General features: G+C 58.0%; 13 protein-coding genes. 7 read left to right on the top strand and 6 right to left on the bottom strand.

Features of this window, described 5'->3' with window-relative positions:
• Positions 1-10 precede the first annotated feature (10 nt).
• From E5J99_RS16180 to E5J99_RS16170, 3 genes are all read left to right on the top strand, one after another.
• Positions 11-538, top strand: coding sequence for a DUF6705 family protein (locus E5J99_RS16180; RefSeq protein WP_135498860.1), 528 nt, complete (start codon positions 11-13; stop codon positions 536-538).
• An 87-nt stretch (positions 539-625) separates the two neighbouring features.
• Positions 626-1,156 carry a DUF6705 family protein gene (locus E5J99_RS16175; protein ID WP_167852183.1) on the top strand — a complete coding sequence of 177 codons (531 nt, stop codon included), beginning with the start codon at positions 626-628 and terminating at the stop codon, positions 1,154-1,156.
• A gap of 154 nt (positions 1,157-1,310) precedes the next feature.
• Positions 1,311-2,429 (top strand): DNA topoisomerase IB, encoded by a 1,119-nt coding sequence (locus E5J99_RS16170; RefSeq protein ID WP_135498858.1) that lies wholly within the window; start codon positions 1,311-1,313, stop codon positions 2,427-2,429.
• A gap of 92 nt (positions 2,430-2,521) precedes the next feature.
• On the opposite strand, the gene E5J99_RS16165 is transcribed toward E5J99_RS16170, so the two are convergent.
• Entirely contained in the window at positions 2,522-4,108 is a 1,587-nt protein-coding gene (locus E5J99_RS16165; RefSeq protein WP_135498857.1) for a hypothetical protein, read from the bottom strand.
• Between the two features lie 153 nt (positions 4,109-4,261).
• Between E5J99_RS16165 and E5J99_RS16160 the strand changes: the two genes are divergently transcribed.
• On the top strand, positions 4,262-5,872 hold the full coding sequence (locus E5J99_RS16160) for a hypothetical protein (protein ID WP_135498856.1): 1,611 nt from the start codon (positions 4,262-4,264) through the stop codon (positions 5,870-5,872).
• Between the two features lie 49 nt (positions 5,873-5,921).
• Here the strand turns inward: E5J99_RS16160 and E5J99_RS16155 are convergent, their stop codons facing one another.
• The 5 genes from E5J99_RS16155 to E5J99_RS16135 all read right to left on the bottom strand — a co-directional run bounded on the left by E5J99_RS16155 (position 5,922) and on the right by E5J99_RS16135 (position 10,816).
• The gene (locus E5J99_RS16155) at positions 5,922-6,347 is read right to left on the bottom strand and encodes a hypothetical protein (RefSeq protein ID WP_135498855.1); all 426 of its coding nucleotides are present in this window, start codon (positions 6,345-6,347) and stop codon (positions 5,922-5,924) included.
• Between the two features lie 208 nt (positions 6,348-6,555).
• Positions 6,556-6,975 (bottom strand): hypothetical protein, encoded by a 420-nt coding sequence (locus E5J99_RS16150; RefSeq protein ID WP_135498854.1) that lies wholly within the window; start codon positions 6,973-6,975, stop codon positions 6,556-6,558.
• Positions 6,976-7,135: 160 nt separating this feature from the next.
• Positions 7,136-8,650, bottom strand: a complete 1,515-nt coding sequence (locus E5J99_RS16145) for an exonuclease domain-containing protein (RefSeq protein WP_135498853.1) — start codon at positions 8,648-8,650, stop codon at positions 7,136-7,138.
• Between the two features lie 298 nt (positions 8,651-8,948).
• Positions 8,949-9,419, bottom strand: coding sequence for a ferritin-like domain-containing protein (locus E5J99_RS16140; protein ID WP_135498852.1), 471 nt, complete (start codon positions 9,417-9,419; stop codon positions 8,949-8,951).
• 212 nt (positions 9,420-9,631) lie between these two features.
• Positions 9,632-10,816 (bottom strand): AI-2E family transporter, encoded by a 1,185-nt coding sequence (locus E5J99_RS16135; RefSeq protein WP_135498851.1) that lies wholly within the window; start codon positions 10,814-10,816, stop codon positions 9,632-9,634.
• Between the two features lie 195 nt (positions 10,817-11,011).
• On the opposite strand from E5J99_RS16135, the gene E5J99_RS16130 reads away from it, so the two are divergent.
• From E5J99_RS16130 to E5J99_RS16120, 3 genes are all read left to right on the top strand, one after another.
• Positions 11,012-12,937, top strand: a complete 1,926-nt coding sequence (locus tag E5J99_RS16130) for a DNA topoisomerase IV subunit B (RefSeq protein ID WP_135498850.1) — start codon at positions 11,012-11,014, stop codon at positions 12,935-12,937.
• Positions 12,938-13,325: 388 nt separating this feature from the next.
• Positions 13,326-13,919, top strand: a complete 594-nt coding sequence (locus E5J99_RS16125; protein WP_135498849.1) for a Crp/Fnr family transcriptional regulator — start codon at positions 13,326-13,328, stop codon at positions 13,917-13,919.
• A gap of 84 nt (positions 13,920-14,003) precedes the next feature.
• A complete protein-coding gene (locus E5J99_RS16120; RefSeq protein WP_135498848.1) occupies positions 14,004-14,336 on the top strand; it encodes a hypothetical protein in 333 nt (110 codons plus the stop codon).
• Positions 14,337-14,443: the final 107 nt, after the last annotated feature.

Here is a 14,443-nt window from a genome sequence, read left to right as displayed (position 1 = left end):
ACACGACTCGATGAAAAATATATTGCTTTTAACATTGGTATTAGTGCTGAGCACAAATTCTCTCGCCCAAAGAAACTCGGCTGCCAAAGCAGCGCCTGGAGGAGGAGGGCAAGCGCTGCCCCTTGCTTCCGCTTTTCTGGGAACGTGGGAGTGGCACTCCGGAACCGACGTGTTCCGGCTAGTTCTTACGCGTGACACGTCATACCCATTTCCAAATGGTGTACTTTATTCTGTCATCTTAGGCCGGCATTCGTACGTGAAGAACGGGGTGGTTATAGAAGAGACTTTCACGAAATCACCCAATACCCCGCAGGCATGGTCTCTGTTAACAATTCCTCGGGAAGAATGGAGGCTATTTATGGGATTTATGGATCAAAAAAAGGATAAACGTGGAAAAGCAGAAATTATTATTGATCCTGCTACCCCTAATCAAATGAGTTTTTCTTTAAAAGAACCAACGGGCACTGTTTCATTAAACACCGAATATGTAAGAGGATTCACCGTTCCTACTACAATGACCCTTACTCGGGTTCCATAATAACTTAGTTTTAGACGTATTAAACAAAATTGGGAGAGCTATTGGTGAAAATAAATAAAAATGGGCGGTATCAGTAATAGCTATAATATGATGAAAAATGCACTGCTTCTAGCATTGTTGTTGGCGCTAAGCGCGAGTTCTTTCGCTCAAAGAAACTCGGCTGCCAAAGCAGCGCCTGGAGGGGGAAATCAGGTGCTGCCACTTGCCTCATCCTTTCTGGGAACCTGGGAATGGCATTCCGGAACCGATGTTTTTCGGATTGTTCTCACTCGTGACAACGCTTATCCGGCCCCAAATGGGAAACTTTACTCTGTTATTTTAGGGCGTCATTCGTATGCGAAGAATGGTGTAGTTATAGAAGAGACGTTCACGAAATCACCCAGCGTTCCTAAGGAATGGTCTCTGTTAACAATTCCGCGGGAAGAATGGAGGCTAGTTATGGGATTCATGGATCAAACGAAACAGAAGAGCGGTAGTGCGGAACTTATTATTAATCCAAATACACCCAATCAGCTAAGCTTTTCTTTAAAAGAAACTATGGGCACGGTTTCACTGAACACTCCAAATGTAGTAGGATTCACCATTCCCACTGCAATGACCCTTACTCGGGTTCCGTAAGTATTCTTCCTGTTCTATTGGATTTTAGCTACTTCCTAAACAGCTTCAAAGATAGAGCGCGGGGTTAAATGCAGCGGTGTAGCCTGGGACGGGGTTTCTGCGTAGACAGAAACCCGTCGCGCCAACTTCGGCTGGCGGCTCATTTCGTGCCAGCATGCCCACTACTGCTCCCCGCCCCAAAACCAAGAAAAAACACCTGCCGCCCCAGGAAGAGGCGCACATCCTCTACAAAGACCCCGCCCGCCAGGCCGAGCTGGCCGGCCTGCGCTACCTGCCCGATACCAAAGCCGGCATTACCCGCAAAGCCGGCCGCACTGGCACATTCAGCTACTTCGATGCCAAGGGCGAGAAAATAGCCGACGAGAAAACCCTGGCCCGCATCGGCAGCTTCGTGGTTCCCCCGGCCTGGAACGACCTCTGGATTTCACCCAGTGCCAACTCTCACCTGCAAGTGACGGGGCGCGACGCCAAGGGCCGCAAGCAATATATCTATCATCCTACCTGGGACCAGGCCCGGAGCCTGACCAAGTTCAGCCGGCTGCGGGCCTTTGGGGAGAAGCTGGCCGAGCTGCGCCAGCATATTCAGCAGGACCTGGAGCGCCCCACGCTGGACCGGGAGAAAGTAGTGGCCTTGGTGCTCACGCTCATGGATCAGTCGTTTATCCGGGTCGGCAACAAGGAATATGCGAAGAAGAACAAGAGCTACGGCCTCACCACGCTGCGCGACCGGCACGTGCAGGTAGCCGGCGACGAGGTGCATTTCAGCTTCGTGGGCAAAAAAGGCGTGCCCCACGATGTGAGCCTGCACGACCGGAAGCTGGCCCGCATGGTGCAGAAGTGCAAGGAAATTCCGGGCCAGCACCTGTTTCAGTACTACGCCGCCGATGGCCACCGCCAGGAGCTGGAATCGGGGGACGTAAACGAATACCTGCGCACCGTAACCGGTCTGAACCTATCGGCCAAGGACTTTCGTACTTGGGGCGGCACCGTGAAAATGGTGGAGTGCCTGGAAGCCGTGCTGCATGAGGAGCCCGATTTGCCCAAAGACAAAGTGCTGAAAAAGGCCGTGAAAGATGTGGCCTCGGGCCTGGGCAATACGCCCACCGTGTGCAGCAAATACTACATCCATCCGCAGGTAGTCGAGCTGTTTCACTCCGATAAGCTGATCGAATACCTGCGCCGCCACGACGTTGACCCCCAGGAAAACGACCTGCTCACGCCTACCGAACACATGGTGCTGGATATGCTGCAGGAGCTAAGTGTCGCCAGCTAGCATAGTAGCTCCGAGGCACTACACGCAAGAGGCGCTGCCAACTACGTAGTTGGCAGCGCCTCTTGCGTTATGGGACCGGCAATGCGCGGGCGTTAGTAGCCTTCCCGGTCGTAGGCGTGCATTTCGACTCCTGTGGTGGTGTTATCCTTGAAGTCGTGGCCCGGCTCGATGAAATTGCCGCGCTTCGTATCGTAGTAAAACGTCCGTTTGCCGCCGTGCCGCACCCGCGACGTGTTAACGACCGTATCTTCGTTCGGGCCACCATATATGTCGACCCGAATGCCGCGCGTAACCGCACCATGCACCTCAAAAATATCCTCGCCTTCCAGACCATGCAGGGTAATACGGCTGGTTTCGGCCGAGCGAAAGGTGCGCTGGTAGAGGAGCGTATCCGTAGGAGCCTTCTCGTCTTTGTCGACCAGGCGGTACATGCTCACGATTGTCGTCGTATCGGTGCGGCGCTCCACCACGAAGCGTTCGGCCTTGTCGGTGCCGGCTAGCGTTACGTGCTGCGCCAGTAGTCGGTAGAAGGTGTCGGCGGCCTTGGGCAAGTTGGCGCGCCGCGCCCGTAGGGCTGCCGCAGTGCGTGTTCCTTCCAAGGCATATACCGCCGGCGGAAACCGGTGCATCGCTTGGTCGATTACCTCGTCCGTCAGACGGTTCTGCAGGTCCTGCGCCAGTTGCTGAAACTGGGCCCGGTTCACCCCCGACAGCGCCCGCTCATCGATGAAGCTGGCGTTTTTTACCAGCCCGCCCACGTCTTCGTACTGCGGCTTGAAAGTGCGAAACTTGCGCACCGCCCAGCGTCGGCTGGCCAGCCACGGAATCACGCCGTCATTAAACCGATAGAAAACCTGGTCCCGGTCTTTGGGCACGGCCCGGTAGAGCGTACGGTTCGCTTGCTCATACACAGCCCACTGCCACTGGCCCTCGTGCCGGTCCCAGTCGCCGAGCCAGATATCGAGCAGGCGGGCCCGCGCAAACGCCAGCTGGTCGATCTGGTGCGTTGGGTTGGCGTAGCGCTCCTTCAGCATCTTGTCACTATCAACTAAGTCGCGGGCCGCTCCGAAGGCCGGCGTCAGGTTTTCCCGGCCTTCGTACTTTTCCTCCAGCATCACCACTTTACCCTGAAATAACCCGCCCGAAGCGCCCAGCCCGGTTTCGTCGGGGCGCACATAGTAGGCGCGCGGGTTGGTGTGTAGCACTCCGGCAGCCTGGGCCAGCGGCGGCACCACGAACGCCCCAAACGGATTGGCCGCCGACGTCGCATCGCGCACGATGTTCAGCAGAAACGACTTGCGGGCCACTTTCGGCAACGTTTTGTAGGGATCTTTGTCGAGGGTGCGCAGGGCATACTGCCGGCCCTGTAGCCCGAGTACTGTTATGCTGATGCTTTGGAAGCCGCCTCCCATTTTGCCGGCCCGCAAGCCCCCGGGTACGGTCGTGCCCAGGTCCAGCACGGGCAGCGTGACGGGCGCGGCCCAGACGTGGCGGTAGTGCTTGCCCCAGAAAAAAGTATGGATTCCTTTACGTTGGTAGTGCCGCCCCACGGTCACACGGGCGCTGTCGGGTGCCGTAGCCGTGGCGGGGTCGACTCGGGCGTCGGTCTGAAAATAGCTTGGCCGAACGCAGGCAGAAGAGCACAAGAGGAGCAAAAAGCAAGCTAAACGGTAGGTCATAGGGGCGGGGAAAGGCGCGGCTCGAATCCTTGAACGAAGCTGCGCCATAAAGGTGAACAGCCAAGCCAGCACAACCGCTGGCCGCTGGTTTGCGCTATAAGGTCAGGATTGGCCCCGGCCAGTCATTCTTTTGCTCCTTCTCCTTCTCAATACGTGCGTCTTTCTCACTTCGTAAGCCCTAGCGCGGCTGCCACTGCGCTAGGCGGTGTCTTGTTGCTGGCCTCCTGCTCGGCTCCGGCCGCGCCCGCTGGGTCCCCGCCCGTCATTGGCCCCGACTCTACGGTGCGCGTGGCGGCCGGCCCGCAGTATATGCGCGGGCCCATCCACCGGTTTTTCTGGGGCAAGCACTACCGCCGCGTCTGGGCCGTGCCCGTGGAGGCACCCGTCTTCAACTTGGGCACGGCCGTGCCCGGGGGCCTGAAGCCCTTGCAGGAAGGAGGCAGCTTCCAGACTAAAAACCTGCGCCTGCTGGCTCCCAACGGCGTGCAATACGTGTTGCGCTCCGTCGACAAAGACGCGACCAAAGCGCTGCCCGAGGGAATGCGCGACGGAGTCATTGGCCGGCTCATGAAAGACCAGACCAGCGTAATAAATCCCTACGGGGCCTACATTGTGGCGCCGCTGGCCGCCGCCGCCGGCGTGTACCACACCAACCCGCGCCTGGTGTATGTGGGCGACGACCCGGCCCTGGGCGAGTTCCGTCAGAGCTTCGCCAACGCGCTTTACCTTTTTGAGGAGCGGCCTGAGGGCGACCAGCGGGCAGTGAGCAGCTTCGGCCGCTCGGCCAAGGTGGAAAGCTCCCGTAAAGTATTTACCAATCTGGTCTATAACCCCCGGCACCGAGTCGATGCGCGGTGGTACTTGCGGGCGCGCCTCTTCGATATGTGGCTCGGCGACTGGAGCCGCCGCGAGGATCAGTGGCGCTGGGCTGGCTTCCCGGCGGCCGGCGGGGCCACGGTTTACCGCGCCATTCCGCGCGACCGGGACCACGCTTTTTTTAAGTTCGACGACGGCTTACTGACCCACATCATCGGCTGGGTGAAGTCTAACTACCAGAGCTTCCACCAGAAAATCCGCCTGGCCGACGTGGAAGGCCTCAACCGCGCAGCCCGTCCCCTGGATAAGTCGTTGCTGGTGTACCTCACCGCCCAGGACTTTCAGCAGGTAGCCGACTCGATGCAGCGCAGCCTCTCGGACCAGGTAATTCGGAACGCGCTGGCTGTGTGGCCCAAGGAAGTGTATGCGGAAGCCGGAGCAGAGTTTGACAAAAATCTGCGGGGTCGCCGCGACCAGTTCGGGGCCGTAGCCGCCCGGTTCTACGAGTTGCTGGCCCAGGAAATTGAAATCCCGGGCACCGACCAGCCCGAGCGGTTCATCATCGAGCCCACCGGGCCGGGCATGGTGCGCGTCAGCCACTTCAGCCTGCACGCAGGCCGCCCCGATAGCCTCGTGGGCCAGCGCACGTTCGATTATCGCCAAACGCGCTCCATCAAGGTGTTCGGGTTGGGCGGCAACGATGTATTTGAGCTGCGCGGTCTGCCCGATCATCGCCTGACGGTCGGAATCTACGACGGAGCCGGCCAGGACATAGTGGAGCTGAAAAGCGTTGCCGGGCAAGCCGATAGGCCTACCAATGTGGTAGTGTACGATAGTGGCGACGGCAATACCATTAGCGTAGCTAAACCCGTGAAGGTGGAAAGCTACGTGCCTGCTGCCACCGAATTTGACGCGGCGGGCTGGCTGCTACGCCACCGGCTGTTTTAAAGGCTAACCGCTGCTGCGCCTCACTTTCAAGTAGTTGCACTCAGGGTGTTCAGGCGCAGCAGAGCCACTGTTCGGCTGCCCGGTTATCGTCGAAATACCGCACTGTCAGCATCGTTGGCTCCAGCTGCTGCACGACACGCGTGGTGGCGAGTCGGTTGGCAGCCGCGTATGCCTGAATGATGGCGCAGTGCCGGTAGCCAGCTTCCCGCACCGCCCGCGGGGCCCAGTCCTGAATGAGCCACTGCTGGTCGTCGGGCTGAATGGGCGGCATCAGCAAATGGTCGGATAGAACTTTGGAGAAACCCCGGCTGCGCAACAGGCGCAACACGTGCTCATACACGGCCCGCAACGAACTGCTGCTGATCGGGACCGGATTCCAGTCGATGCGCGCATAGCCGTCGGCGTGCTCGATAACCGTGGCCAGCTCGTTGTGAAAGTACAGGGACGCGTTAGAGGGATACAGTAAATTAGCCATAAATGCACGGTGCAGAAAGGAACGAAACAAAAATTCGGCAGGTGCAATAGATCTGTACAGAAGGAGGGTAGAGCGGGAAACCAGTATACGGGTAATTATTGAGCTTAAAGCGCGGCTTGAGCTTTTTATTTTGCGGAGATTATTCGGGTTAGAGCCCGCCGCTTACCGCTCCTGGAGGGCGGCTCCATTGCCGGGCCCACGGGCCGGTTTAGTGCGGCTGGAAGGCGTAGGCATGGGTGCGCACCCAATGACGGGCGTCTTCTACATGACTGAAATAGGCCGTGCTGAGCGGAGCCAGCCCCGTAGCGTTGTGCATCACATGGGTTACGCCCTGCCGGTTGAGCACGTCATCGGATTCTACGACGGCCATGTTCAGAATATCAAGCTGGGAAAACCGGGGAAACCAATCGGTATTGATCCACTCCTGATCCTTGGGCCGGATAACGCGCATCAGCTTCAGGTTGCCGATCCAGGCCCGTACGTGGTACTGCTCAGCCAGCCGCAGGCCGGTATCCAGGCCGGTGCGCAGCTCCGCGCTGTTGGCAAAGTCCAGCCACTCCAACTCGAGGGCGTGAGCGAAGCCATCATGGGAAATCTGCAGGTAGGGCGTTGTAAACAGTGTTTGCATAGCAGTAGGAGTTTACGAGAGCGGAAAGGACGGAAAAACGGCTCAATTAATATAGTTAATATTATATGAACATCCGGGTCTGGCACGTAAAATTTACGCCGTAAAAACTAAAAAGCCTGCCCCCTCACGAGGTAGACTTTTTGATGCGAAAGGGTTGCAACTATCTGAATACCTTGACTTTGTCCTTGTGTTTGGTGCGCAGATATTGCCGAATAATCTGCTGCACGTCCTTGTTGTCATTGTAGCGCACGATGATTTCCTTGAAGTCGTTGAGCTTGCGGGCCGAGAAGTCCGAGTCGACGTAGCCGAAGCCCAGGTAGCGGCCGTGCTCCACTACGACGACGGTTTTTTCGTCTTCCCGGCGTCCCTGGCCGATGATGACAAACGAGCCGTGCTCGTACGTAAAGCTCTCCACGGCTTCCTCCACACGCTTGTTGTATTCCTCGGGCGCTTCCAGGCCCAGGCAAGCGCCCAGGCAGCGGTGCACCTGATAGTCGAAGCAGGCCCCCGGGGTTTTATACAAGTCGCAGAGCTTCTGGCAGAGGTTGAATTTGGCCACTTTGTGAAACAGGAAACCTTTGGCCTTGTACTGGTTGCCGAGGGCAATGAGCGGGTGCGACTCGGCGTGGTCGTCGGCCTTGCCGTAGTACAGGCGCTTGTAGCCGTTTTCATCGGTGCGCAGAAAAATGCCCGCCGGAAACACCGACCGCCGCTGCGCCCGGTTATAGAGTGGCTTCATCCGCTTGATTTCCGCCGACTCGTACAACAAGGCCACAAGCTCCGAGCCGGTCAGCTCCCAGGTGATGTCCGAAATGCTATTCTTAAACTCCAGCGACTTGCGCGACTTGTAGTCGACGGCGAAGTGCTGCTGAATACGCTTATAGATGTTGATGCTCTTGCCCACGTAAATCACCTCGCCCTGCTCGTTGTGGAAGTAGTACACCCCGGCCGTTTGGGGCAGGGAGGCTACTTTGTCAGGTGTAATATTAGGCGGCAGCAGAGCCGTGCGAATTGCTTCCTGCACCGCCGCCAGCCGCCTAGGGCTGGGCTGCTTGACGGGCACCGCCCCCGGCTGGGTTGCCGGGGCCGCCTTGGGTGGGCGGCCCGATGGAGCCAGAGCATCGACGGAGGCCAGCGTATCGGCCGGCGACAACGCCTGGTTGCGAAGGTCCTCATCCTGCTGGCTGATTTTGAGCAGCCGGTCGAATAGGATGGCCGTGGCGGCCGCGTCGCCGGCGGCACGGTGCCGGCCTTCCAGCGGTATCCCGATGTTCTGGCACAGCTTGCCCAGGCTGTAGCTGGGCTGGCCCGGAATCAGGGAACGGCTCAGGCGCACCGTGCACAGCGTTTTGCGCGAGTAGTTGTACCCCAGGTCGGCAAATTCCTTCTTCAAAAAGGAGTAGTCGAACCGCACGTTGTGGGCCACGAACACGCAGCCTTCGGTCAGCTCCACGATTTTGCGGGCTACTTCGTGAAATTTGGGCGCGTCGCGCACCATAGCATCGGTAATGCCCGTGAGCTGGGTGATAAAGAACGGAATAGACCGGCCCGGATTCAGTAGCGTATCATACTGGTCAACGACTTTTTCGCCGTCGTGAATAAAGATGGCTATTTCCGTGATGCGGTCCTGGGCAGGCTGTCCCCCAGTAGTTTCAAGGTCGATTATAGCGTACAAAAGCGGGGCGAATTCAGGAGAAAATAAGATGCGGCGGCGGTTTCGAAGTCAGCATAGCCACAGGGCCCGCTACCGCGCCCTGCCCCCAAAACGGCTTTAACAAGATTACTAACAAAGATAACATACCCGATGGTTGCACGCCGGGAAGTTTGCCGAACCAGTGCTGCTAAGACAGCGGCAGAGACAAGGTAAACGGTAGCGCCGCACTATCGGATTGCGCTAGTACCGTGGGTATCTCAAACGCAAAAAAAGCCCGCCATTGCGGGCGGGCTTTTCACTGAAAGGAAGTCTCAAATGCCTAGCGGCTGCCTTTCTGCTGGGTTACCCAGTTCTTTGCCGTCAGGATTTCGCTGTGCTGCTTTTCGATAACGGTACGGGCTTCAGCCGGTATTTCGGTCGATTTCAGGGCCGTTTCGTAGGCGGTCAGGGCCGTGGCTTCGCCAGTTTCGCACTCGCCCAGAATGGCCGAGTCGTTTTGGCCCGTCACGGTCGATTTGATGTTGATCCAACCCCGGTGCAAGGCCGCGGCGGCATCGGTCAGCACGCTTTCCACGGTATTGGTATCGTCGGTATTGATGCCGAGCTGCTGGGCGTGCTGCGAGAGCTGCGAGGCAAACTGAGCACGCTGCTGGCTGAACTGGCTCAGCTTCGACTTCAGGTCGGGGCTGGTGACGCCTTCCGCCGCTTCCTGGTAGCCTTTGGAAGCGGTTTTGTTGATTTCTACGAGGTCATTGTACGCGCGGGCGGTTTCTCCGGTGATTATTGCCATAAAACAAGAAGACGTTAGGTGAAAGTAAGAGTGCAGACAACCAGCGGTGCGCTGCTGGTCTGTACTTGTATACTTTCCGCCGTGCAGTGGGGTTGCCCAAAGCGGGTTATAAAATTTTGCTTAGAGAAGGAGGCATTAGCCTGTTACCCAAAAAAATACCCCTGCTAACACTAGTCGGCAGGGGTGCGGAAGAAGCGGGGCGCAACGCCCCGCTACCCGGCTTCCTTGGTCTTGCGGCCCATGATTCGGTCCCACCAGCTCAGCTCTTTGGGGTTGGCTTTGGTCGAGTCTTCGCCCTCGGCCGTGTCGCCGAGCAGGAAGCCCCAGGGCTCCGTCGTCTTGCTGGCATCGAGCACCACCTTAATAACGGCGATAATCGGAATGCTCAGAATCATGCCGGGCGTGCCCCACAGCTCATTGCCCAGAATCAGGGCCAGAATAGCGGCCAGCGGGTTGATGCTCACCTGGGAGCCCGTAATCATGGGCGTAATGAAGTTGCCTTCCAGAAACTGCACCACCACAAATACCCCGATAACGCCTGCGGCCTGCAAGGGCGAGCCGGTTTCGACCAAGGTAATAATGGCCGGAATAGTGGCCCCGATCAGGATGCCGATGTAGGGAATGACGGCCAGCACCGAGGCAAAAATGGCGAAGAAGATGGCAAATTTTACCCCCAGCACCAGCAGCCCAACGCCGTTGAGTATCGCCACGATAACGATAACCTTGAGCAGCCCCGAGATATACGCCTGCACCACGGTCTGAATACTATCGACGGTATGCAGCACGCCCGTGCGCTTATCAGGAGCCACGAAGCGAAACATGAACTGGCGCAGATGGTCGCGGTAGAGCAGCAAGCAGAAGATGTAGATGAGCACCTGCAGCAGATTGCTGATGGCCGAGGTCGTCACGTTCAGGGTGGTGCCCAGGTAGGTGCCGCCCGATTTCTTCAGCGCCTTTATCGTCGATTCCTTTACGTCGGCAATGGTCATGGGCTGGTAGCCAAACCGCCGGTGGGCCCACTCCTGGGCCTGGTCGAAGAACTCCATGGACTTGACCTGGAGCTTGGGCAATTCGTCCTTAAACTGCGTGAGCTGGGAGCCAAAACCGATGATGATGCCCGCGAACAGCAGCATCAGCAGGAGCAGGCAAATGATGATGGCCCACACCCGCCCCAGCCCTTTGGCTTCGAGCCACCGGCAGATGGGCAGCAGCAGCAGCGTGAATACGGCCGCGAAGGCCAGCGGCAGCAGCACGTCGTCAAGCACTTTGAGGGTGTAGACCAGCAACACCCCGGCCAGCAGCATAACCGTGAACTGCACGATGGGGCGCTGCTTTACTTCCGGCTGGGGTCTGTGACCCGAGGGCGGCAGGTTGTGTTGGGTAGCGGGAGGGAGCATAGTGCTAAAGTAATTGGAGAGGAAAGAGGGTAAAAAGAGTGCTTGAAAGTAAGGAATGCTGATTTTTGCCGGAACCTTGGGCTTGGGTAATAGGTTGTGAAGCGTCTGGTTGCTAACTTGAGTAGCGAAAGAAACGCGCGGGAAAGCTCTATTTTCTGCGTTATTTTACCTCAAATTTGAATTCCGCAACATTCCATGGCTGACGAAAACCTACTCCTTGCTGCTATTCCCGACCACGGCTACACCGAGGACAGCATCCGTTCCCTGGACTGGCGTGAGCACATCCGGCTGCGCCCCGGCATGTATATCGGGAAGCTCGGCGACGGCTCGGCCTACGACGACGGCATCTATGTGCTGGTAAAGGAAGTCATTGACAACTCCATTGATGAGCACGTGATGGGCCACGGCCGTACCATCGATATCAAAATCTCCGACCAGCGCGTGCAGGTGCGCGACTACGGCCGGGGCATTCCGCTGGGCAAGGTGGTGGATGTGGTGAGCAAAATCAATACGGGCGGCAAATACGACTCGAAAGTCTTCCAGAAGTCTGTGGGCTTAAACGGGGTCGGTACCAAAGCGGTTAACGCCCTGAGCAATTACTTTCTGGTCCAGAGCGTGCGCGAGGGTATCATGAAGGCCGCCGAGTTCAGCCAGGGCCAGCTCGTGCAAGACCCCAAGCCGGTGAAAAGCTCCCAGCGCAACGGCACGCTGATGGTGTTTCAGCCCGACGAGACGATTTTCAAGAACTACCGTTTCATTCCGGAGTACCTCGAAAACCAGATCTGGAACTACGTATACCTCAACGCGGGGCTCACCATCAACTTCAACGGCCAGAAGTACTACTCCGAAAACGGCCTGCTCGACCTGCTCTCCCGCAAAGCCGATGCCGACAGCCTGCGCTACCCCATCATTCACCTCAAGGCCCCCGACATTGAGCTGGCCCTGACCCACGGTAACGACTACGGCGAGGAATACTACTCCTTCGTCAACGGTCAGTACACGACGCAGGGTGGTACGCACCTGGCGGCCTTCCGCGAGGCGGTGGTCAAGACCGTGCGTGAGCACTACGGCAAAGAGTATGACGCCACCGACATCCGAGCCTCCATCATCGCCGCCATTTCGGTGCGGGTGCAGGAGCCGGTGTTCGAGAGCCAGACCAAAACCAAGCTCGGCTCCCTGAATATGGGCGAGGATGGGCCCACGGTACGCGGCTTCATCCTCGACTTCATCAAGGAGCACCTCGACAACTACCTGCACAAGCACCCGGCCGTGAAGGAGGCGCTCAAAAAGCGCATCGAGCAGAGCGAGCGGGAGCGCAAAGACATGGCGGGCGTGAAAAAGCTGGCCAACCAGCGCGCCAAGAAAGCCAACCTGCACAACCGCAAGCTGCGCGACTGCCGCTTCCACCTCGGCGAGGGCAAGCAGGAGGCCGAAGCCCTGACCACACTCTTCATCACCGAGGGCGACTCGGCGTCGGGCTCCATCACCAAGAGCCGCAACGTGGAGACGGAGGCCGTATTCAGTCTCCGGGGCAAGCCGCTGAACTGCTTCGGGCTCAAGAAGAAAATTGTGTACGAGAATGAGGAGCTTAACCTCTTGCAGCACGCGCTCAACATTGAGGAAGGCATCGAAAATCTGCGCTACAACCGCGTGGTTATTGCCACCGACGCCGACGTGGACGGTATGCACATCCGGCTGCTGCTGCTCACGTTTTTCCTGCAATTCTTCCCCGACCTGGTCCGTAACGGCCACGTGTTTATTCTCGAAACTCCGCTGTTTCGGGTGCGCAACAAGAAGACGACCATTTATTGCTACAACGAGCAGGAAAAGCAGAACGCTATGCGCCAGCTGGGCCGCAACCCCGAGGTAACCCGCTTTAAGGGTCTGGGCGAAATCAGCCCCGACGAGTTCGGCAAGTTCATCGGCGACAACATCAAGCTGGAGCCGGTCATTCTGCAGTCCGACCGCTCGATTCAGCAGGTGCTCACCTACTACATGGGCAAGAACACGCCCGCCCGCCAGGAATTCATCATCGACAACCTGCGCCAGGAAAAAGACCTGGTAACCTCCGACGTGCTGCCCGTGAGCGAAGTGGCCGAGGAGGATATGGCCTTCGCCTAAAACATGTAGCGACGCACCGTTGCGTCCGTGCACCGTTCTGATACAGCAAACGCCCCACCTGACTTAGCGTCGGGTGGGGCGTTTTTTATACTTGCAAGAGGCAGCAGGATAGCGGAAAGCGTATGAAGCTGTTTAGAAAGTCAAAAGAACGTCCTGCTTGATCTGGCGCCCGCGAAGTCGAAGCATCTCTACCGCTTCGTAGGAACCACTTGACGGAGTGGGAGAGAGGCTTCGGCAAGCGGACGCCAGATCAAGCGGGACTGAATCGACTTTTTATAAAATTCTCACTCCATCTCAGCCAGCATAGGTGGCCGGTGCGCAATTCGTTTTTTGTCTGCAAGTTGTGTTCTCAGAAAGGACCAGTACCCGTTGCTTTTGACCTAGCAGTATGCCCGCGTCCGAATCCCTGTACGCTCAGTTACAAGCCCTGATTCCGCTGACAGCGGAGGATTTCGCGGCCTTTGCCGCTGCCTTGCAGCCCCGGCAGCTCCGCAAGAAGGAGCTGTTGTTGCGCGAAGGCGAAATCTGCCAGCACGTGGCCTACATCGAAAGTGGCTGCCTGCGCTATTTCTACACCGTAGAGGGCGAGGAGCATACCGGGCAGTTCTTTTTCGAGCACGGCTGGTATACCGACTACGACAGCTTCCTGCGCCACGTGCCCTCCACCCAGAACATTCAGGCCCTGGAGCCCTGCCGGCTGTGGCTGCTGCCCCACGCCGACCTATACCGCCTCTATGCCGAGCGGCCCGTGTTCGAGCGTTTTGGGCGGCTCATGGCCGAGCACGCCTTTCAGGGCTTGCGCACCCGCAACGACGCGCTGCTGAATCTGACGCCCGAGCAGCGCTACCTGCGCCTAGTGGCCGAGCGGCCCAAAGTAGTAGCGCGCGTGCCCCAGCACTACATTGCTTCCCACCTGGGCCCCAAGCCCGAAAGCCTGAGCCGGATTCGTAAGCGGCTGCTGGACAACCGCCGGCTTTCTTAACTCAAGTCATCGTTTTGGACCCCGGCCTGACCGGAACTTTGGGCAGTTCATTTAGTCCAACTAATCACCAAAACCTTGCTTGCCATGAAAACTGCCCGATTTTTTCTTGCCACTGTCTTAACGTTGGCGGCTGTGCCGCGCGGCGCCCACGCCCAAACCCAGACCAAGCAAACCGTGTACGGCGAGGTGGGTCTGGGCTTCGGCCAGGCTCTGTTTTTCGGCGACATCCGGCAGAAGCTCCGGGCCGCCATTGGAGCCGATGATTTTACGCCCAACGCCGGGGGTAATTTCCTGGTGGCGTTCTATGTCGCACCGGCCACGTGGCGCGGGTTGGGTGTGGGGGTGCGGGCCAAGGTTTTCGGGGCTGGTGGTTCGCCGGGAGCCAGCGGGGAAGAGTATAGACTTGTTCCTGAATAAAGCGAAACGAAAAAAGGACGTCATGCTGAGCCTGTCGAAGCATCTCTCCCGCAACAGTACTCTCAACCATGCGAACGAAGCGGGAGAGATGCTTCGACAGGCTCAGC

It is taken from the genome of Hymenobacter elongatus (assembly GCF_004745955.1).
In the GTDB taxonomy this organism is placed as follows: domain Bacteria; phylum Bacteroidota; class Bacteroidia; order Cytophagales; family Hymenobacteraceae; genus Hymenobacter; species Hymenobacter elongatus.
Note: the sequence above shows the minus strand (reverse complement) of the source record. Positions and strands in the feature narration are given on the sequence as shown.

Coding starts and splice junctions, on each gene's coding strand:
- E5J99_RS16165 (WP_135498857.1), bottom strand. CDS start 4,108: ATGACCTACCGTTTAGCTTGCTTTTTGCTCCTCTTGTGCTCTTCTGCC.
- E5J99_RS16140 (WP_135498852.1), bottom strand. CDS start 9,419: ATGGCAATAATCACCGGAGAAACCGCCCGCGCGTACAATGACCTCGTA.
- E5J99_RS16180 (WP_135498860.1), top strand. CDS start 11: ATGAAAAATATATTGCTTTTAACATTGGTATTAGTGCTGAGCACAAAT.
- E5J99_RS16170 (WP_135498858.1), top strand. CDS start 1,311: ATGCCCACTACTGCTCCCCGCCCCAAAACCAAGAAAAAACACCTGCCG.
- E5J99_RS16135 (WP_135498851.1), bottom strand. CDS start 10,816: ATGCTCCCTCCCGCTACCCAACACAACCTGCCGCCCTCGGGTCACAGA.
- E5J99_RS16150 (WP_135498854.1), bottom strand. CDS start 6,975: ATGCAAACACTGTTTACAACGCCCTACCTGCAGATTTCCCATGATGGC.
- E5J99_RS16125 (WP_135498849.1), top strand. CDS start 13,326: ATGCCCGCGTCCGAATCCCTGTACGCTCAGTTACAAGCCCTGATTCCG.
- E5J99_RS16120 (WP_135498848.1), top strand. CDS start 14,004: ATGAAAACTGCCCGATTTTTTCTTGCCACTGTCTTAACGTTGGCGGCT.
- E5J99_RS16175 (WP_167852183.1), top strand. CDS start 626: ATGATGAAAAATGCACTGCTTCTAGCATTGTTGTTGGCGCTAAGCGCG.
- E5J99_RS16155 (WP_135498855.1), bottom strand. CDS start 6,347: ATGGCTAATTTACTGTATCCCTCTAACGCGTCCCTGTACTTTCACAAC.
- E5J99_RS16130 (WP_135498850.1), top strand. CDS start 11,012: ATGGCTGACGAAAACCTACTCCTTGCTGCTATTCCCGACCACGGCTAC.